The organism is Cellulomonas chitinilytica (assembly GCF_016862675.1).
Lineage (GTDB): Bacteria > Actinomycetota > Actinomycetes > Actinomycetales > Cellulomonadaceae > Cellulomonas > Cellulomonas chitinilytica.
The window spans coordinates 1-18,142 of record NZ_BONK01000014.1; the positions used below are offsets into that span (position 1 = coordinate 1).

16 protein-coding genes are annotated in these 18,142 nt (G+C 73.2%); 8 read left to right on the plus strand and 8 right to left on the minus strand.

Features of this window, described 5'->3' with window-relative positions:
* Positions 1 to 135 precede the first annotated feature (135 nt).
* Both Cch01nite_RS18075 and Cch01nite_RS18080 read left to right on the plus strand, forming a co-directional pair.
* The gene (locus Cch01nite_RS18075; protein ID WP_203757892.1) at positions 136 to 1,041 is read left to right on the plus strand and encodes an ABC transporter permease; all 906 of its coding nucleotides are present in this window, start codon (positions 136 to 138) and stop codon (positions 1,039 to 1,041) included.
* Positions 1,041 to 2,243 (plus strand): ABC transporter ATP-binding protein, encoded by a 1,203-nt coding sequence (locus Cch01nite_RS18080; protein WP_203757893.1) that lies wholly within the window; start codon positions 1,041 to 1,043, stop codon positions 2,241 to 2,243. The genes Cch01nite_RS18075 and Cch01nite_RS18080 overlap by 1 nt, the downstream gene beginning before the upstream one ends.
* Before the next feature lie 55 nt (positions 2,244 to 2,298).
* On the opposite strand, the gene Cch01nite_RS18085 is transcribed toward Cch01nite_RS18080, so the two are convergent.
* Together Cch01nite_RS18085 and Cch01nite_RS18090 are read right to left on the minus strand one after the other, a co-directional pair.
* Complete coding sequence (locus Cch01nite_RS18085) at positions 2,299 to 3,864, minus strand: glycosyltransferase family 2 protein (protein ID WP_239070979.1); 1,566 nt, start codon at positions 3,862 to 3,864, stop codon at positions 2,299 to 2,301.
* Positions 3,861 to 4,874: a class I SAM-dependent methyltransferase gene (locus Cch01nite_RS18090; protein ID WP_203757894.1), complete on the minus strand. Its 1,014-nt coding sequence runs from the start codon at positions 4,872 to 4,874 to the stop codon at positions 3,861 to 3,863. Before Cch01nite_RS18090 ends, Cch01nite_RS18085 begins: the two co-directional genes overlap by 4 nt.
* Before the next feature lie 184 nt (positions 4,875 to 5,058).
* Between Cch01nite_RS18090 and rfbB the strand changes: the two genes are divergently transcribed.
* From rfbB to Cch01nite_RS18105, 3 genes are all read left to right on the plus strand, one after another.
* Positions 5,059 to 6,054, plus strand: coding sequence for a dTDP-glucose 4,6-dehydratase (gene rfbB / locus Cch01nite_RS18095; RefSeq protein WP_203757895.1), 996 nt, complete (start codon positions 5,059 to 5,061; stop codon positions 6,052 to 6,054).
* A 73-nt stretch (positions 6,055 to 6,127) separates the two neighbouring features.
* On the plus strand, positions 6,128 to 7,396 hold the full coding sequence (locus Cch01nite_RS18100; RefSeq protein ID WP_203757896.1) for an LCP family protein: 1,269 nt from the start codon (positions 6,128 to 6,130) through the stop codon (positions 7,394 to 7,396).
* 499 nt (positions 7,397 to 7,895) lie between these two features.
* Positions 7,896 to 8,822 carry an LCP family protein gene (locus Cch01nite_RS18105; RefSeq protein ID WP_203757897.1) on the plus strand — a complete coding sequence of 309 codons (927 nt, stop codon included), beginning with the start codon at positions 7,896 to 7,898 and terminating at the stop codon, positions 8,820 to 8,822.
* A 36-nt stretch (positions 8,823 to 8,858) separates the two neighbouring features.
* On the opposite strand, the gene Cch01nite_RS18110 is transcribed toward Cch01nite_RS18105, so the two are convergent.
* The 3 genes from Cch01nite_RS18110 to Cch01nite_RS18120 form a co-directional block, all read right to left on the minus strand.
* Positions 8,859 to 9,986, minus strand: a complete 1,128-nt coding sequence (locus Cch01nite_RS18110) for an acyltransferase family protein (RefSeq protein ID WP_203757898.1) — start codon at positions 9,984 to 9,986, stop codon at positions 8,859 to 8,861.
* Between the two features lie 88 nt (positions 9,987 to 10,074).
* On the minus strand, positions 10,075 to 10,614 hold the full coding sequence (purE, locus tag Cch01nite_RS18115; RefSeq protein WP_203757899.1) for a 5-(carboxyamino)imidazole ribonucleotide mutase: 540 nt from the start codon (positions 10,612 to 10,614) through the stop codon (positions 10,075 to 10,077).
* Positions 10,614 to 11,795, minus strand: coding sequence for a 5-(carboxyamino)imidazole ribonucleotide synthase (locus Cch01nite_RS18120; RefSeq protein WP_203757900.1), 1,182 nt, complete (start codon positions 11,793 to 11,795; stop codon positions 10,614 to 10,616). Before Cch01nite_RS18120 ends, purE begins: the two co-directional genes overlap by 1 nt.
* Positions 11,796 to 11,929: 134 nt before the next feature.
* Between Cch01nite_RS18120 and Cch01nite_RS18125 the strand changes: the two genes are divergently transcribed.
* The gene (locus tag Cch01nite_RS18125; protein ID WP_239070982.1) at positions 11,930 to 12,469 is read left to right on the plus strand and encodes a GtrA family protein; all 540 of its coding nucleotides are present in this window, start codon (positions 11,930 to 11,932) and stop codon (positions 12,467 to 12,469) included.
* Between the two features lie 54 nt (positions 12,470 to 12,523).
* On the opposite strand, the gene manA is transcribed toward Cch01nite_RS18125, so the two are convergent.
* From manA to Cch01nite_RS18140, 3 genes are all read right to left on the minus strand, one after another.
* Entirely contained in the window at positions 12,524 to 13,720 is a 1,197-nt protein-coding gene (gene manA, locus Cch01nite_RS18130) for a mannose-6-phosphate isomerase, class I (protein WP_203757901.1), read from the minus strand.
* Positions 13,721 to 13,869: 149 nt separating this feature from the next.
* Entirely contained in the window at positions 13,870 to 15,192 is a 1,323-nt protein-coding gene (locus Cch01nite_RS18135) for a sensor histidine kinase (RefSeq protein WP_203757902.1), read from the minus strand.
* A gap of 3 nt (positions 15,193 to 15,195) precedes the next feature.
* The gene (locus Cch01nite_RS18140; RefSeq protein WP_203757903.1) at positions 15,196 to 15,897 is read right to left on the minus strand and encodes a response regulator transcription factor; all 702 of its coding nucleotides are present in this window, start codon (positions 15,895 to 15,897) and stop codon (positions 15,196 to 15,198) included.
* 165 nt (positions 15,898 to 16,062) lie between these two features.
* Here Cch01nite_RS18140 and Cch01nite_RS18145 point away from each other — a divergent pair, with 165 nt between their 5' ends.
* Positions 16,063 to 17,343, plus strand: coding sequence for a sensor histidine kinase (locus Cch01nite_RS18145; RefSeq protein ID WP_203757904.1), 1,281 nt, complete (start codon positions 16,063 to 16,065; stop codon positions 17,341 to 17,343).
* Entirely contained in the window at positions 17,340 to 18,065 is a 726-nt protein-coding gene (locus Cch01nite_RS18150) for a response regulator (RefSeq protein ID WP_203757905.1), read from the plus strand. The genes Cch01nite_RS18145 and Cch01nite_RS18150 overlap by 4 nt, the downstream gene beginning before the upstream one ends.
* The last annotated feature ends 77 nt before the right edge of the window (positions 18,066 to 18,142 follow it).

The window sequence follows — 18,142 nt, forward strand, 5'->3', positions numbered from 1 at the left end:
GACTCTCTCTCCCGGAGCGCATGTTCCTCCGAAGGGCTGACGCCGGCGCTGGCCGGAGCGCGGTGCAACGCCAGGTAGCCTGTTCCGGCGAGCTTCCGGGCTCGCGCGCTACCCCTGCCCGAAGCGAGAGGCCACATGACGACGTCTGCGGATGAACGTGCTCGTGAGCTGGCGCAGCTCCCCTTCCGCAACGCCGGCGCCCGGCAGGGGTTCATCGCCGGGACGACGGCCTCCTTGCGTGACCTCCAGGCGAACCGCGAGCTCCTCTCCCACCTGGTACGGCGCGAGCTCAAGTCGAGGTACAAGGACAGCACGCTGGGCTTCGTCTGGAGCCTCATCCGGCCCCTGACGATGCTGCTGGTGTACTACGTCGCCGTCGGGCAGTTCCTCGGCGCGGCCCGGGGCACGCCGTCGTTCGCCATCTTCATCTACTGCGGCCTGACCGCGTGGACGCTCTTCGCCGAGGCCGTGACCTCCGGGACGATGTCCGTCGTCCAGAACGCCGGCCTGATCAAGAAGGTGTACGTCCCGCGCGAGGTCTTCCCGCTGGCTGCCGTCGGGTCAGCCGGCTTCAACTTCCTGATCCAGCTCGTCATCCTGCTCGCCGCGACCGCGGCCGCCCAGCAGTTCCCGACCGGGTCGCGCTGGTTCTACCTCCCGCTGGCCGCCGCCGTGCTCTTCGCATTCTCGACGACGCTGAGCCTCGTCCTGTCGGCCGCGAACGTCTACCTGCGCGACGTGCAGTACCTCGTCGAGGTCGGCCTGGCCCTGCTCTTCTGGGCGTCGCCGATCGTGTACCCGTGGCGGCTCGTCGAAGAGCACCTCGGAGGCACGTTCTGGGAGCAGCTGTACCTCGCGAACCCCATCACGCTCGTGGTGATGGGGTTCCAGCAGGCGTTCTGGGTCGCAGGCGACTCCCAGCCCGTCCCGGCCGATCTCGGTGCCCGCCTGGGTATCGCGCTCGGCATCGGTCTCGTCCTGCTCTGGGCGGGTCAGCGGCTCTTCGCGACCCTGCAGAGCAACTTCGCCCAGGAGCTGTGATGGTCCGCCCCGTCGTCGTCAGCGTCGAAGACGTCTCCAAGCGGTTCGTCATCCGCAAGGAGAAGTCGCTCAAGGAACGCGTCGTCAACCGCCGCAGGTCCAGCGTCCACAAGGAGGACTTCTGGGCGCTGCGTGACGTCAACCTCGAGATCAGCTCCGGGGCCACGGTCGGCCTCATCGGCCCCAACGGCTCGGGCAAGAGCACGCTGCTCAAGCTGATCAGCGGCATCATGCAGCCCACGCAGGGCTCAGTTCAGCTGCGCGGGCGGCTCGCGGCGCTCCTCGAGCTCGGAGCGGGGTTCCACCCGGACCTCACGGGTCGCGAGAACGTCTACATCAACGCGTCGATCCTCGGGCTGTCGAAGCAGGAGATCGACCGGCACTTCGACGCGATCGTCGACTTCTCGGGCATCGAGCAGTTCATCGACACCCAGGTGAAGTTCTACTCGTCCGGCATGTACGTGCGGCTCGCGTTCGCGGTGGCCGTGCACGTCGACCCGGACATCCTGCTGGTGGACGAGGTTCTCGCCGTCGGTGACGAGCCGTTCCAGAGGAAGTGCCTCGAGCGCATCCGCACGTTCCAGAGCGACGGTCGCACCATCGTGCTCGTGACACACGGGCTCGACCAGGTCGCGGAGTTCTGCGACCGCGCCGTCGTGCTCGAGAGTGGGCGCGTCATCGCGGACGGGACGGCGCGGGAGGGGCTCAAGAAGCTCCGCGCCGACTTCGAGGCGACCCGCCAGGAGGAGGCCAGCCGGGCGAACGACGAGCTGGGGGCCACGCCGGCCAAGGCGAACTTCACGGGGATCGCGCTGCGCACGGCCTCGGGCAAGGACGAAGGCCCGAACCCGACGATCCCGAGCGGCAGCCCGCTCGTGGTCGCGATGGAGACGAAGACCGACGGGCGCGTCGAGGACGGTGTCCTGGGCGTCTCCATCACGACGCCGCTGGGACTGACCCTGTACTCGACGACGACGACGATGCTCGGGTCTGCCCCGCTTCGGCTCGAGGGGACCCAGCAGTTCCTCTTCGACCTCTCGTCGTTGCCGCTCACCCCGGGCGAGTACGCCGTGCGCACCACGCTCACGACATCGGGCGGGAGCGAGCTGCACACGGTGCCGGTCGCCGGCGAGTTCTCCGTGGACGGCGCCGAGTCCTCCCGGGGGCCGATCGCGGTGGAGACGGTCTTCCGGGCCTTCTAGTCAGTTCCGTGCCGCCGGGGCCGACCGCTTCGCGCGGAGACCTCCCGGTGACCGGTCAGAAGTGGCTTCCCTCCGGGAAGTAGCTGTCGCGACCAGGGATGCCCCACCTCTGGCGCACGAGCGAGATCTCCCAGGCGAACACCTTCGGCACCCGGGTCTGCGACTCGAAGTGGTAGGCGGTCACCTCCGGCAGCCACAGGACGCGATGGCCCTCGTGCCACAGCTTGTAGCTGAAGTCGACGTCGTTGAAGTTCACCGGCAGCCGCTCCGCCATGCCCCCGACCTCGAGGTAGACGTCGCGCCGGACCGCGAGCAGCGCGGCCGTCACGCCCGACGCTTCGCGCCCGACGTGCAGGCCGGCGAACGGTCCGTGCTCGTCGGGGCCGGCTGCGAGCAGGACGTGGTGCCAGTCGCCGTGCTCGTAGACGTGACCGCCGTGCTGGAGCCGCCCGTCCTCGAACAGCAGCCGGCAGCCGACGCCGCCGACCCCCGGCTCGAGAGCGGTGGCGGCCAGCTGGTCCAAGCTCCGTGGCGCGGAGAGGTACACGTCGTCGTTCATGAGGACGACGACGTCGCCGCGCGCCGCCGCGACGCCGACGTTGCACTTCTGGCTGAAGTTGAACTGCTCCTCGAACTCCACGAGCACGAGCCGGTCGCCGAGCCGGGCCCGCAGCTCGTCCAGGACGTGCGGGTCGGTGACGCTGTCGTACACGACGACGACCTCGAACCTCGCCTCGGTCGTCGCGATGATCGAGTCCACGGCCTCGAGCACGTAGTGCTGGCGAGCGCCCCAGATGATGCCCGACCCGCCACGGGTCGGGATGACGACGCTGATGAGCACGTCCGGCGTCGCCCGGTGCACCCAGTACGTGCCCGGGACTGGCCCCAGCTCGGCCTCGGCGTCGATGCCCGTGCGGACGAGGTGCTCGGCGACGGCTCGGCGACCCGCCTCCCACGCGTAAGGCTTCGCGTTGGGGTCCGCAGCGGTCGAACCGCTCACCGTGCGCCAGTGGTAGAGCACCTGCGGCACGTGGACGATCGTGCGGGCGCGCTCGGTGACGCGGAGCGCGAGGTCGTGGTCCTGGGACCCGTCGAAGCCCGGCCGGACGCCCCCGACCTCGCGGACGAGGGACGTCCGCATCACGGAGAGGTGCCCGACGTACATCTGGTGCCGGAGCCGCTCGGGCGACCAGGCCGGCTTGCGGAAGGCGTCGAAGTGGCGACCCTCGTCGTCGACCTTGTCCTCGTCCGTGTAGACGTAGTCAACCTCGGGGTCGACCAGGACGTCGGCGAGCACCGTCAGTGCTGTCGGAGCGAGCCGGTCGTCGTGGTCGAGGAAGGCGACGAACTCGCCCCTGGCCGCCTCGACGGCGTCCTGCGACGCCGCGACGATGCCGCCGTTGACCTCGCGTTCGACGACCCGGACCCTGGGGTCCGCCGCGCTCCGGCGACGCAGGAGCTCACGCACCCGCGGATCGGTCGAGCGGTCGTCGACGAGGATGTGCTCCCAGCTCAGGCCGCGCTGGGCGAGCACCGAGTCGAGGCACGCCTCCAACGCGTCGAGCGGCGGGTCGTAGACGGGGGTGACGAACGAGATGGTCGGATCGGCCCCAGCGGTCACGAGTCGCTCCTGCGCACAACTCGCGACACGGGCCGCATCACGGCGTTGCCCAGCCGGTAGGACCGGGACCCCAGGAGCGCGTCCAGCCGCTCGTCCGCCTCCTTGCGCCCCACGTCCGCGAGGTGAGCCCGTGCCTGTGCCGTGCCGGCCTGCGCCTTGGCGCCGATCACCTCGTCGCGCAGGACCATGAGGGTGTGCTCGAGCGCGCGGACCTGCGCGACCAGCTCGGCACGCTCCGTGTCCCAGGCCGCCTGACGACGCTCGGCCAACGACGGCTCCGGCTCGGACGGGGCGGGCGGCTCGACCGCCAGCTGGAGCGGCGGCAGCGCCGCGCCCGGCTCGCCCCGGCGCGCACGGACCACGTACTGGTAGACCGACGAGCTCTCGCGGCCGCGCACCCAGTCGACGACACCGGGCGGCAGGTCGGACGCGTCGATGTCGACCTCGGACTCCAGCGGGTCGATCACCGTCGCCCAGAGCTCGACGACCGCGAGCCCGGCTCGCTCGAGGAGGTCGACGATCGACTCGAGCGTGAAGAAGCGCAGGTGCGTGGCGTCCAGGAGCCCGGTCTCGGTGGTGCGCCACCGCCCCTGCAGGAGCGCGAGCCGGACGGCGCCGTGCGCGACGTTCGGGATCGACAGGATCACGTCGCCCTCGTCGCGCAGCACCGGCAGGCTGGACCGGAGGACCGTCTCCGGGTCGGCGAGGTGCTCGAGGACGTCGCCGAAGACGAGCACGTCGAACGACTTCTCGCCGAACTCCGCGCTCAGGTCCGCCGTGGCGACGTCGCCGACGAGGAGCTTCACGAGGTCGGGGCGGGCGGCGTCGGCGGCCGCCCGGTCCTGCTCGACCCCGCTGACCCGGCATCCGCGCGACGCGAGCGCGCGGGCGAGGTCACCCGTCGCGCACCCGACGTCGAGGACGTCCTTGCCCCGGCCGGCGAGCTCGAGCGCCAGGCTCTGGCTCGAGTTCGGCTGGGAGGGATCGACGACCGAGCTGTATCGGGACACGCTGGCGTACTCCTCGTCTCGTGGCGGCATTGTCGAGCCGCGACGCCCCCGGCTGACTGGCACTCCAGCGGCGTCCTCGGCCGCGAGCCACGTCGAGGTTACCCGAGTCGCGCACCTGCCCGGCCGCCCGCCCACGCCCAGTCGGTAGGCTGGTCCGACAATCCGTCCGCAGGAAGAGAGCCTGATGCGCATCCTCGTCACCGGTGGGGCCGGCTTCATCGGCTCCAACTTCGTCCACCAGACGGTGCGCGAGCGCCCCGACGTCCGGGTGACGGTCCTCGACGCCCTCACGTACGCCGGCGACGAGCGCAGCCTGGACCCGGTCGAGGGCAAGGTCGTCTTCGCCAAGGGCGACATCGCCGACCCGGACATCGTCGACAGCCTCGTCAAGGACGTCGACCTCGTGGTGCACTTCGCCGCCGAGTCGCACAACGACAACTCGCTGCACGACCCGTGGCCCTTCCTGCGGACGAACGTCATCGGCACGTACCAGCTCCTCGAGGCGGTGCGGCGTCACGGCGTGCGCTACCACCACATCTCGACGGACGAGGTGTACGGCGACCTCGAGCTCGACGACCCCGCGAAGTTCACGCCCGACACCCCGTACAACCCGTCCAGCCCGTACTCCTCCACGAAGGCGTCGTCCGACCTGCTGGTCCGCGCGTGGGCACGCAGCTTCGGGGTGCAGGCGACGATCTCCAACTGCTCGAACAACTACGGCCCGTACCAGCACGTCGAGAAGTTCATCCCCCGGCAGATCACCAACGTCGTCGACGGCATCCGGCCGAAGCTGTACGGCACCGGCGAGAACGTGCGCGACTGGATCCACGTCGAGGACCACAACAGCGCGGTGTGGGCGATCATCGAGCGCGGTCGCATCGGAGAGACGTACCTCATCGGTGCCGACGGCGAGGAGAACAACAAGACCGTCGTCGAGTCGATCCTCGAGATCATGGGCCAGCCGTCCGACGCGTACGACCTGGTCAGCGACCGGCCGGGCCACGACCTGCGGTACGCGATCGACTCCACGAAGCTGCGCGAGGAGCTCGGCTGGACGCCTCGGTACGAGAACTTCCGGGCCGGCCTCGAGGCGACCGTCCAGTGGTACCGGGCGAACGAGGCGTGGTGGCGGCGCCAGAAGGACGCGACCGAGGCGAAGTACGCCCAGCTGGGTCGCTGATCTGCACACGTCCTCCACCGCGCCCCTGCGTGGGCTACCCCGGACTGACTGATCGCGCTCCTAGGATCGTGCGGTGACCTCCCGCCACGCTGCTACCTCGCGCCCTCGTGCCGCCCGGCACGCCCGGAACCACCATCCGCACCGGGTCCTGCGGGTCGTGGCGCTCTCGACGGTGGGCGTGCTGGCGTTCGGGGTGGCGGGAGCGGCCGCGACGTTCAACAAGCTCGACGGGAACGTCAACCGGGTGGACGTCTCAGGCCTCGTGGGCGCTGCGCCCAAGCCCAGCAAGACGCCCGACCCCGACGACCCGAACGCCGGCCAGGCGGTCAACCTCCTGGTCCTGGGGTCCGACCAGCGTGACGGCGTGAACGCAGAGATCGGTGGCGAGGCCGCGGGCATGCGGTCGGACACCACGATGCTCGTGCACATCTCCGCGGACCGGTCGCGCGTCGAGGCGGTGTCGATCCCCCGGGACTCCCTGGTCGACATCCCGTCGTGCACGATGTCGAACGGCAAGACCTCGAAGGCCACGCACGGGATGTTCAACTCGGCGTTCGCCACGGGGTGGGACATGGGCGGCGACATGGCGTCCGCCGCCGCGTGCACCATCCGCACGGTGGCCGCCAACACGGGGATCCAGCCCGAGCACTTCGTCGTGGTCGACTTCGCGGGGTTCCAGTCGATGGTCGACGCGATCGGCGGGGTCCCGATCTGCATCCCGAACGACATGACGTCCAAGGACGCGGGCCTGAGCGTGAAGGCCGGCAACCAGACGCTGGACGGCTCGACCGCCCTCGCGTTCGCCCGGGCGCGCAAGGGCAAGGGCGTCGGCGACGGGTCCGACACGAACCGGATCGGCAACCAGCAGCGTCTGGTGGCCGCGATGGTCCAGGAGGTGCTGTCGAAGAACGTCCTCACGGACGTGCCGAAGCTCGCGGGCTTCCTCAACGCCGCGACGAGCTCGCTGACGGTCGACGACGGCCTGTCGACGAGCACGATGGTCGGCCTCGCCTACAACATGCGCGCCATCCGCGGTGGCAGCATCACGTTCATGACCGTGCCGTGGGGGCCGGCGCCCAGCGACCCGAACCGTGTCGTGTGGCTCCCGGCCGCGCAGCAGATGTGGGAGAACATCGCGAACGACCTGCCGGCGCTCGGCCAGGCGGCACCGGTCGAGACGACCGCGCCGACGGCTCCCGCGACGACTGCGCCCACGACGGCGCCGACGGACGCGGCCACGGCCCCGCCGGTCCAGGCCGAGCCGACGCCGGCGCCGACCAAGAAGGCCGGTCGCGAGGCGTTCAACCTCGACGACACGACGGCCGTCTGCGACGCGGGGTGATGACGCCGTGAACCAGGACGAGCGACTCCGCCGACCCGCTCCCCCGTCGTTCACGCCGGGCTCCGCCGCCTCCCGGCCGACGGACGCCCCGGACGACGCGATCGTCGTGGGCGGCAGCGGCCAGCGCGCGGCACGTCCCGCATCCGCATCCGCGTCCGCCGCGTCCGCGTCCGCCGCACCCCCGACCCCGCCGCGTGGCGTCCCGAGCCGACCGGCGTCGTTCGCACCGTCCGGCGGCGGGCAGCGACCCGCGGTGTCGACGGCCACCCCGGCGCGCGGCCGGTCCGCGACGGGTGCCGCCGCGTCGAGCGGCCCGGCGGCGCCCGCACGCCCGGCTTCCCGTGCCCCCAGCCGCCCGGCCAGCCCGGTCCGGGCGGGCGGCCCGCCCAGCGGCGGACGTGTCCCGCCCGGCGGCCCGGCCGGCCCGCCCGTCCGTCGCCCCGCACCGGCCGGCGGCCCCGCCGCGCCCGGCCGGCGCGTCCGTCGTCGCACCGTCGCGGTGGCAGTCGGCCTCCTCGTGCTCGTCGCGCTGCTCGCGTGGCCCATCGGGCTGGTCGTGTGGGCGAACGGCAAGGTGCAGCACACCCCCGCGCTGTCCGGCGCGGCCGACACCCCGGGCACCACGTACCTGCTCACCGGGTCCGACTCACGGGCGGACGGCGCGATCGAGGACACGACGACCGAGGGCGCGCGGACCGACACGATCCTGCTGCTGCACGTCCCCGAGCACGGCCCCACGGCACTCATCTCGCTCCCGCGCGACACGTACGTCGACGTGCCGGGCCGAGGTCCCGCCAAGCTCAACGCCGCGTTCTCGTGGGGGAAGGCGCCGCTGCTCGTCCAGACGGTCGAGCAGCTGTCCGGGCTGACCGTGGACCACTACGCCGAGATCGGCATGGGTGGCGTCGAGCAGGTCGTGGACGCGGTCGGCGGCGTGAACCTCTGCTACGACGCCGACGTGAACGACCCCGACTCCGGCATGGTGTGGACGAGCGGCTGCCACGACGTCGGCGGCGTGGACGCCCTGGCGTTCTCGCGCATGCGCAAGGCCGACCCGACCGGCGACGTGGGCCGCGCGGAACGTCAGCGCCAGCTGATCGGCGCGGTGATGAGCAAGGTGAAGCCGTCGTCCCTCGTGCTGCACCCCGGGCGCCAGGTCGAGCTCGTCGACGCCGGCACGGGCGCGCTGACCGTCGACGACGGGTCGGACATCGTCGACCTCGCACGCCTGGCGCTCGCGTTCAAGGCGGCGAACGGTCCCGGAGGCATCACGGGCACCCCGCCGATCACGAGCATCGACTACCGGCCCGGGCACAACCTCGGCTCGACCGTGCTGCTCGACAAGGACGCCACCCCGACGTTCTTCGCGGCGATCCGCGACGGCTCGCTGCCCGCGGGGCCCGTCGGGGGCATGCCGACGTCCTGACGCCCGCCGTCGGCCGTGCGGCCCCGGCCGCCCGGCTCAGCCGTGCAGCCCCAGCAGGCGCGGCCCCCGCGTCACCGGCTCGAGCACGACCGCGCGCGCCCGGACGAGCGCCGCCTCGGTCGCGGCCCGCAGACGTGGACCGAGGGGTCGCTCGACGCCACGGTGCACCACCCACGCGAGGCCGAGGACGACCACCAGCGCAGCCGCGACCGACAGCGCCGCGGGCACCCGGGGCGAGGTGAGCCGGACGACGTACAGGCCCCAGTACTCGTGCACGAGGTACAGCGGGTACGTCAGGGCACCGGCGGCGACGAGGCGCCGCGAGTCGACCCGCGCCAGCGGTGTCAGCGTCACGACGGCCACGGCAGCCACGCACACCCCGACGCCGACACCGAGGAGCACGACGGACGGCTGGTACCCCGTCGTCCGTGCGAGCACCTCGCTGCGGGACGGGACGACCCGCCAGATCGCGAGGACCGTGTTCCCGACGACGGCGGCCCACGTGGCGACCGCGAGGCGCGGCCCGTCGTCGGCGGTCCGGAACAGGATGTGCAGCGCCATGCCGGCCGCGAACAGGGGCGCGTAGTCCGACACGAGCACGGTGGCCAGCCCGTCCCACCCGGCCCGCTCGGCGACGAGCCCCGCCAGGGGCCAGGCGACGACGACGGCGAGGACCCGTCGCCGGGTGACCCCGACGAGCGACAGCACGCCGACGAGCAGGTAGAACCGCAGCTCGGTCCAGAGCGTCCAGTAGACGCCGTCGACGTGCTCCACGCCGAGCTGCGACTGGACCATCGTGAGGTTCACGAGCACCTGGTGGGCGGTGACGTCCTTGCCGTCGGGCCACACGAAGAGCAGCAGCCCGCCCGTCATCAGGACCGCCACCCAGTACGCCGGGTACAGGCGGGCGACCCGCGACGCGACGACGTGGGCGGTCGGCCGGCCCCACACCGACATGAGCACGACGAAGCCGCTGACCACGAAGAACAGCTCGGGCCCGAGCGACCCGTAGGAGGTCCAGCGGCCCACGCCCCCGAGCTCGGCCGCCTGACCGGGCCCCCACGCGGACGACGTCCGGGCGGTCAGGTGGTAGAGGACGACGGCGGCGGCGGCGGCGAACCGCAGTCCGTCGAGCGCCGTGAGACGCGCGGGGGGCGTGGTCATCCGCTCGACGCTAGGCACGCCCCTGCGGGGCCGCGACCGCTGGAGCCCCGTCCCCCCGGATCGTCACCGACCCTTCACGGGCTGCGCGTCAGGCGCTGAAGCCCGTCGGCATCCGCCCTGAGGCACGGTCGCGCAGCCGCCGGCCCTTGTCGTCGGCCTGCTCGCGGAGCCCGTCCTGGAACGTCAGCATCGCGGCCCTCAGCCGTGCCGCGTCGTCGTCGACCCCGGACGCGAGGATCCGCACGGCGAGCAGCCCCGCGTTGCGCGCGCCGCCGACCGACACGGTCGCGACCGGCACACCCGCCGGCATCTGCACGATCGACAGCAACGAGTCGAGGCCGTCGAGGTGGGCCAGCGGCACGGGCACCCCGATGACCGGCAGCGGCGTGACGGCCGCGAGCATCCCCGGCAGGTGGGCGGCGCCGCCGGCACCGGCCACGATCACGCGCACGCCCCGCTCCGCGGCCGACCGGCCGTACGCGACCATCTTGTCCGGCTGCCGATGGGCGGACACCACGTCCACCTCGACCGGGACGTCGAACTCGGCGAGCGCGAGCGCCGCCGCCTCCATGACGGACCAGTCCGAGTCCGACCCCATGACCACGCCCACCAGGGCCTGTGCTGCCATCACGCCTCCGTCTGCTCGTGCGGTGCCTCGCCGCGCAGCAGCGCTGCCGCGGCGTTCGCCCGACGACGGACCTCGGAGAGGTCGTCGCCGCTCACGTTCACGTGCCCGAGCTTGCGGCCCGGTCGGACGTCCTTGCCGTACAGGTGCACCTTGGCCTGCGGGTCCTGCCGGGAGACGCCGGCGAGGGCGTCGGTCAGGTCCTCGAGGGTGCTGCCGAGGACGTTCGACATCACCGTCCACGCCGCACGCGGGGCGGTGTCCCCGAGCGGGAGGTCGAGGACCGCGCGCAGGTGCTGCTCGAACTGGCTCGTCACGGCGCCGTCGATCGTCCAGTGCCCGGAGTTGTGGGGCCGCATGGCGAGCTCGTTGACGAGCACCCGCGCGGGACCGCCGTCGGGGTCCGCGACCTCGAACAGCTCGACCGCGAGCACCCCGGTGACCCCGAGCCCCTCGGCGATCCGCACGGCGATGCCCACCGCCTCGTCGCGGGTGGCGGCGTCCAGGTCGGGGGCGGGGGCGATCACCTCGGCGCAGACGCCGTCGCGCTGGACGGACTCGACGACGGGCCAGGTGCGCACCTCCCCGCTCGGCCGGCGGGCGACGAGCACCGCGAGCTCGCGGCTGAACGGCACCTTCTCCTCCGCGAGGAGCGGGGCGCCCGTCCCGTCCGCGGCAGCGGTCAGCCAGTCCGCGGCGTCGTCGGCCGACCGCACCACGCGGACGCCCTTGCCGTCGTACCCGCCGCGCGCCGTCTTCACGACGGCCTCGCCACCGGCGGCCGCCAGGAAGCGCTCGAGGTCCCCGCGCTGCGACAACGGTGCCCAGCGCGGGCAGGGCACACCGAGCTCACCGAGCCGGGTGCGCATCGTGATCTTGTCCTGCGCGTGGACCAGCGCGGCGGCGCTCGGGCGGACGGGCGTGCCGAGACCGGAGACCCGGTCCAGCAGGGCGCCGGGCACGTGCTCGTGCTCGAACGTCAGGACCGCGGCGCCGTGGGCGAGGTCCAGCACGGCCTGCGCGTCCGACGCGGTGCCGACCGGTGCGTCGACCACTACCTGCGCGGCCGACGACGTCGGGCTCTCCACCAGCACCCGCAGGTGCACACCGAGGGCCGTCGCCGCCGGTGTCATCATGCGTGCGAGCTGCCCACCACCGACCACTGCCACCACGGGTGCTGCCACGGGCGACGAGCCTAGCCGAGGCCCGGAGCACGAACGACCGGCGACCGAAACGCTTCACGCGGGGCCCGCACACGGTCCTCCCAGCCAACGGCGCTATCCTCGCCGGACGATCCGCGAGCGTGGAGGACTGACGAGTGAGTGGACCCGACGGAGCGGTCGGCCCGGTGGCGTCGGCGAGCCTCGCCGACGTCGCCCTCCCGGCGACGGCCGCCGCGACCCCCGCGACGTCCGCGTTCCGCAACGCCGCGCTGCGGGCACGTGCGTACGAGATCGCCCGGTTCCTGTCGGTCGGCGGTGTCGCGTTCGTCGTCGACCTGGGGCTGTTCAACCTGCTGCGCTTCGGACCCGGCCACCTGCTGGAGGCGAAGCCCATCACGGCGAAGGTGATCTCGCTGGCCGTCGCGACGCTCGTGTCGTGGTACGGCAACCGGCACTGGACGTTCGCCGAGCACCGCACCGCGCGACGGGGGCGCGAGCTCGTCGTCTTCGCCGCGATCAACGTGGGCTGCGCCGTGGTCCCCGTGGGGACCCTGGCGTTCTCCCACTACGTGCTGAGCCTGACGACGCCGCTCGCGGACAACGTCGCGACCGTCGTCGGCATCGTGATCGGGACCGTCCTGCGGTACGTCGGCTACAAGCGCTGGGTGTTCACCGGGACCGGCGCGCGCTCCTGACGCACGCTCGCCTGACGCACGCTCGCGCGTGACCGCCGCGTCGGGGCCACGCGGTCAGGGCACGTCCGCCTGGACGAGCACTCCGTCGCCCCACGCCGTGACCGCACCCTCGCCGGCGGGCGCGAACGCCGCCTGGCCCCGGCGCAGGGGCAGGGTGCCGTTGCGCTCGGTGTGCACCTCGATCTCGCCCTCCAGGCACAGCAGGACCCGCGGCCCCCGACCGGGGATCCGCGCGACCCCCTCGTCGGTGAGGCGGGTGACCGACAGCTCGAAGTCGTCGACGGGCGCGTAGTAGATCTCCGTGGACGTGAACACCCGCTCGGGCGCGATCCTGATGGGCGGCGCCGCGACGGCGTCGAGGTTCACCAGCAGCTCGGGCAGGTCGATGTGCTTCTCCGTGAGGCCGGCGCGCAGGACGTTGTCGGAGTTGGCCATGATCTCGACGCCCACGCCCTGCAGGTACGCGTGCACCGTGCCCGCCGGGACGAAGACGGCCTCGCCCGGTCGCAGCGTCACCGGGTTGAGCAGCACCGACGTGACCGCACCCGCGTCGCCCGGGTACGCGGCGGCGAGCCGGATGACGGTGCGGTCGGTGCGGGGTGACGGCGACCCGTCGACCAGCCGCTTCGCGCAGGCGTCCGCGAACGCCTGCACCTCGCCGATGCCCGGCCGCGTCTCGGGCGACACCAGCCACTCGAAGGCGGCCCGCACGCCGGACTGGGCGGGGTCGGCCATGAGGCGGGCGCGCAGGTCGGCGGCGAGCGGCGTGTCGAGACCGACGAGCAGCTCCGCCGCCCGCCGGGGGGCACGGAAGCCGACCATCGCGTCGAACCGGGTCAGCGCGTACACGAGCTCGGGCTTGTGGTTGCGGTCGCGGTAGCTGCGCTCGCGGGCGTCGATCGGGGTTCCCGCGGCGTCCTCGAGCTCGTAGCCGACGCGTGCCCGCTGGATGCTCGGGTGCACCTGCAGGGAGATGGGCGACGCGGCGGCGATGATCTTGAGCAGGTACGGCAGCCGGTTCTCGGAGCGGGACGCGACGTCGGCGCCGAGCGTCCCCTCGGGGTCCGCGGCGATGACGTCGTCGAGCCGCACCTGGCTGCCGTCGACGTGCGCGAGCGCGGGCGCGCTGGGGTGCGCACCGAACCAGGCCTCGGCGACCGGCCGCCCGTCGGGGACCAGGCTCAGCAGGTCCGGGATCGCCGTCGTCGAGCCCCACGCGTCCGGGTGCGTCGAGGGCGTGAGCCGGTACATCTGACTGCTCCTGTCGTCGTGCCTCGTCGTCTCGGCCTGCCCACGCGGCAGGGGACGTCCGTCGGGCCAAGCACCCGTAGGCTACGTGATCCTGCCCGTCCGCCGTCCGCGCGCGCCGGGCCGGACCGGGGCACGGCGCCGGGCCGCGCTCACCGTCGCCGCCGGTCGGGCCGGGCGGACACCACAGCGCCGCGCGGCAGCACGACGTCGGGTCGCATCGACGCGGGGACCCCGGACAGGAACACCGCGAACACGGCCGGCCGGCGCTGCGCGAGCTCCAGACGTCCGCCGTCGGCCGACGCGAGGTCCCGGGCCAGGGACAGCCCGAGGCCGGTCCCCGCACCCGACGTGACCTCGCGCTCGAAGATCCGGGGGGCGAGGTCGTCGGGCACGCCCTCCCCCTCGTCGGCGACCTCCACGACGACGGCGCGCGCGGGGCCGCCGACCCGGGAGCGCACCGTCGTCGTGCCGGCGCCGTGCTTGAGCGAGTTCTCGATGAGCGTCGCGAGCACCTGTGCGAGCGCTCCCGGTGTCGCGAGCACCTGCGTGCCGGGCTCGACCTCGACGACGAGGCGACGGCCGGCCGCCTCGAACGTCGGCGCCCACTCCTCCTCCTGCTGGTGCACGACGTCGAGGAGGCTCACGGCCTCGGTGGTGCCGCCGTGCGCGCGCCGCGAGCGGGTGAGCAGGTCGTCGACCACGCGGACGAGACGCTCGACCTGCTCGAGCGAGATCCGGGCCTCCTCGCTGACCTCCGGCTCGGCGCTCGTGAGCATGATCTCCTCGAGCCGCATCGACAGCGCCGTCAGGGGCGTCCGGAGCTGGTGGGAGGCGTCCGAGGCGAACTGCCGCTCGGCGGCGAGGCGTCCCGCCATCCGGTCGGCGCTGCGGGCGAGCTCGGCGGCGACGAGGTCGATCTCCTCCACCCCGGACGGCTCGAGCTGGGGTCGCACCTGGCCCGAGCCGAGCTGCTCGGCGGACGCGGCGAGGTAGACGAGCGGGGCCGCGAGCCGGTTGGCCTGCCAGATGGCCATCGCGATGCCGGCGGCGAACGCGACCACCGCCGCGACGACGACGAGCGCGATGACCCGGGCGCTGAGCCAGAACACGTCCCAGAACGACACGTAGAGCAGGACCGTCGCACCGGCGGCGGAGCGGACCTGCACCGACAGGCTGCGGCCCTGCACCCGGTCTCCCGCCTCGTACACGGTGCCGTCGGGCGCGCGCACGATGACGGACGCGGGGATCTCCCCCTCGCCGCCCGTCCCCACCGCCAGCATGCGGTTCGTCAGCGGGTAGTCCGACTCGATCCGGAAGTCGACCGTCCGGGCGACGTTCTGCGCACGCACCTGCAGGCTCTGCACCTCGTTCTCGCGCACGAGCTGCGCACCGAGGAAGGCCAGAGGGAAGCCGAGCAGGACGACCGCGACCGTGACGGCGGCGATCGTCGCCTGCAGGACACGACGACGCACGCGTCAGACCCGCTCGACGGCGCTCACGTTGCCCGTCTCGAACCGGAAGCCCATGCCGCGCACCGTCGTCACGTACCGCGGCGAGTTCGCGTCGTCGCCGAGCTTGCGACGCAGCCAGGACACGTGCATGTCGAGCGTCTTCGTGGACCCCGTCGGGTCGGAGCCCCAGACCTCGCGCATGAGCGTCTCCCGCGCCACCACCGTGCCAGCCGCCGCGACGAGCACGCGCAGCAGGTCGAACTCCTTGGCCGTGAGGTGCAGCTCGCGCTCCGCCTGGAACGCGCGGTGGGCGGCGACGTCGACGCGCACGTTCTGCGCGTGCAGCTCGTCCTCGTCGCCCGGGTCGCCGACGCTGCGGCGCAGCAGCGCCCGCACCCGTGCGAGCAGCTCGGCGAGCCGGAAGGGTTTCGTCACGTAGTCGTCCGCGCCGGCGTCGAGGCCGACGACGAGGTCGACCTCGTCCGCGCGGGCCGTCAGCACGAGCACCGGCGTGGTGAGCCCCTGGTTGCGGATGGCGCGCGCGACGTCGAGCCCGTCCATGTCCGGGAGGCCGAGGTCGAGCACGACGAGGTCCGCCGAGGCGGCACCGTCGATCGCCCCTTGACCTGTTCCTTGCACGCGCACGTCGTAACCTTCACGCCCGAGCGCGCGGGCCAAAGGTTCGGCAATCGCTGGATCGTCCTCAGCCAGAAGCACCTGGGTCATTCGCCCATGCTAGGTCACGGGTCGGTCTCGCCCGCCACTGCCGCGCACCCGAGTTCTGCGGGTTCTTCGCTCGACGCCCGATCTGCGCCCGGAGGCTGACCTGCGACGGCGGGTGTCAGCCTCCGGGGGCACGTCGCCCGCGACGGCTCCACCTACCCTCGGGGTGTGACCCGGTGGGACAGGCTGCTGCGGTGGGAGGAGGCCCACCGCTTCGTCGTCGACGCGGTGGGGACCGCGTTCACGCTCCTGCTCGTCGTGCCCTTCGCGGTCGCCGTCCCCGGCTACGGAAACCGGGGCTGGGTGCTGTACCTGACGACGGTGCTCCTCGTGGCCCCGCTCGCCTGGCGCCGGGTGCGACCCACCGCCTCCGTCGCGGCCGTCTACACGGTCGCCCTGCTCCAGATGGTGTTCCTGACACCGCTCCTGATCCCGGCGGACCTCACGGTGCCGGTGGCCCTGTACTCGGTCACGGTGCACGGACCTCGCTGGGCGCACCGGGTCGCCGTCGGCGGAGCGCTGCTCGGGTCGCTGACGCTCGCTGTGCTGCTCAGCGGCTCGTCGTACCCGCCCGCCGCCCTGGGCACCGCGATCATCGCCTCGTCCACGATGCTCACGGTCTGGGCGTTCGGGCTCGCGCGCCGGTCCCGACGGGAGACCATCGAGGCGCTCGTGGACCGCGCGCAGCGCCTCGAGGTCGAGCGCGACCAGCAGACGCAGATCGCGACGGCCGCCGAGCGGGCGCGGATCGCCCGCGACCTGCACGACATCGTCGCCCACTCCCTGAGCGTCGTGATCGCCCAGGCGGACGGCGGGCGATACGCCGCCGAGGCCGACCCGGCCGCCGCGACGCGAGCGCTCGCCACGATCGGGGAGACCGGGCGCGCGGCCCTCACGGACATGCGGCGGCTGCTCGGCGTCCTGCGCGCCGGACCGGGCGGGACGGGCGGCGCCGGCAGCCCCGGCCCCGGCGAGCCCGCGACCGCCACCGGGTCGACGCCCGCCGTCGACCGCTTCGCCCCCCAGCCGAGCGCCGACGACATAGGCGCGCTCGTCGACCAGGTCCGCGGGAGCGGGGTCCGGGTCTCGCTCGTCCGGATGGGCACACCCCGACGCCTGCCGCCCGGGATGGGGCTCGCCGTCTACCGGATCGCGCAGGAGGCGCTCACCAACGTCCTCAAGCACGCCGGACCCGACCCGCAGGTCACCGTCATGGTGAGCTGGCAGCCCGAGGCGATCCTCGTCGAGGTCGACGACGACGGCCGGGGCGCGTCCGCGGAGAGCGACGGCCTCGGTCAGGGCATGCTCGGCATGCGCGAGCGGGCCACGATGTTCGGCGGCACGGTCACGGCCGGACCGCGCCCCGGCGGCGGGTTCCGGGTCCGCGCCCAGCTCCCCACCCCCCGCGAGAGGACCAGTGTGAGCACCAGCGACGAGGAGACCCCGTGAGCGACCCGACCCCCGCCCCCGTCCGGGTGGCCCTCGTCGACGACCAGCAGCTCGTCCGCGCGGGCTTCCGGATGGTCATCGACTCGCAGCCCGACCTCGAGGTCGTGCTCGAGGCCGGCGACGGCGCCCAGGCCGTCCGCGCGCTCGACCCCGCCGCCCGGACCGTCACCGGTCCCGTCGACGTCGTGCTGATGGACGTGCGCATGCCCACGATGGACGGGCTCACCGCCACCGCGGAGATCACCGCGCGGGCCACCGACGACGCACCCGCGCCGCGCGTCATCGTGCTCACCACGTTCGACCTCGACGAGTACGTGCTCGCCGCGATCCGCGCCGGGGCCAGCGGCTTCCTGCTGAAGGACACACCCCCGGAGGACATGCTCGCCGCGATCCGCACCGTGCACCGCGGGGACGCCGTGATCGCCCCGTCGAGCACGCGGCGGCTCCTCGAGCACCTGGTCACCGCGCTGCCGCCCGACGAGCCCGGCGCCCCGGCCGACCCCGCCCGGCAGGCCGTCGCGGACCTCACCGACCGCGAGCGCGAGGTGCTGCTCCTCATGGCCCGCGGCCGGTCCAACAGCGAGATCGGCCGCGACCTGTTCGTCGCGGAGGCCACGGTCAAGACGCACGTCGGACGGATCCTGGCGAAGCTCGGCGCCCGCGACCGCGTCCAGGCCGTCGTGGTCGCGTACGAGACGGGGCTGGTCCGGCCCGGGGGCTGACCGCCGTCCCCGGTCGTGTCCCCCCACGGGATGACGGGTGCCGGACGTCGTCCCAGCCCGCCGCCCGATGCGGTGCC

What these genes read in the sequence shown, in the direction of transcription:
- Cch01nite_RS18075 (WP_203757892.1), top strand. Translation starts at nt 136, where the DNA reads ATGACGACGTCTGCGGATGAACGTGCTCGTGAGCTGGCGCAGCTCCCC.
- Cch01nite_RS18080 (WP_203757893.1), top strand. Translation starts at nt 1,041, where the DNA reads ATGGTCCGCCCCGTCGTCGTCAGCGTCGAAGACGTCTCCAAGCGGTTC.
- rfbB (WP_203757895.1), top strand. Translation starts at nt 5,059, where the DNA reads ATGCGCATCCTCGTCACCGGTGGGGCCGGCTTCATCGGCTCCAACTTC.
- Cch01nite_RS18110 (WP_203757898.1), bottom strand. Translation starts at nt 9,986, where the DNA reads ATGACCACGCCCCCCGCGCGTCTCACGGCGCTCGACGGACTGCGGTTC.
- purE (WP_203757899.1), bottom strand. Translation starts at nt 10,614, where the DNA reads ATGGCAGCACAGGCCCTGGTGGGCGTGGTCATGGGGTCGGACTCGGAC.
- manA (WP_203757901.1), bottom strand. Translation starts at nt 13,720, where the DNA reads ATGTACCGGCTCACGCCCTCGACGCACCCGGACGCGTGGGGCTCGACG.
- Cch01nite_RS18140 (WP_203757903.1), bottom strand. Translation starts at nt 15,897, where the DNA reads ATGACCCAGGTGCTTCTGGCTGAGGACGATCCAGCGATTGCCGAACCT.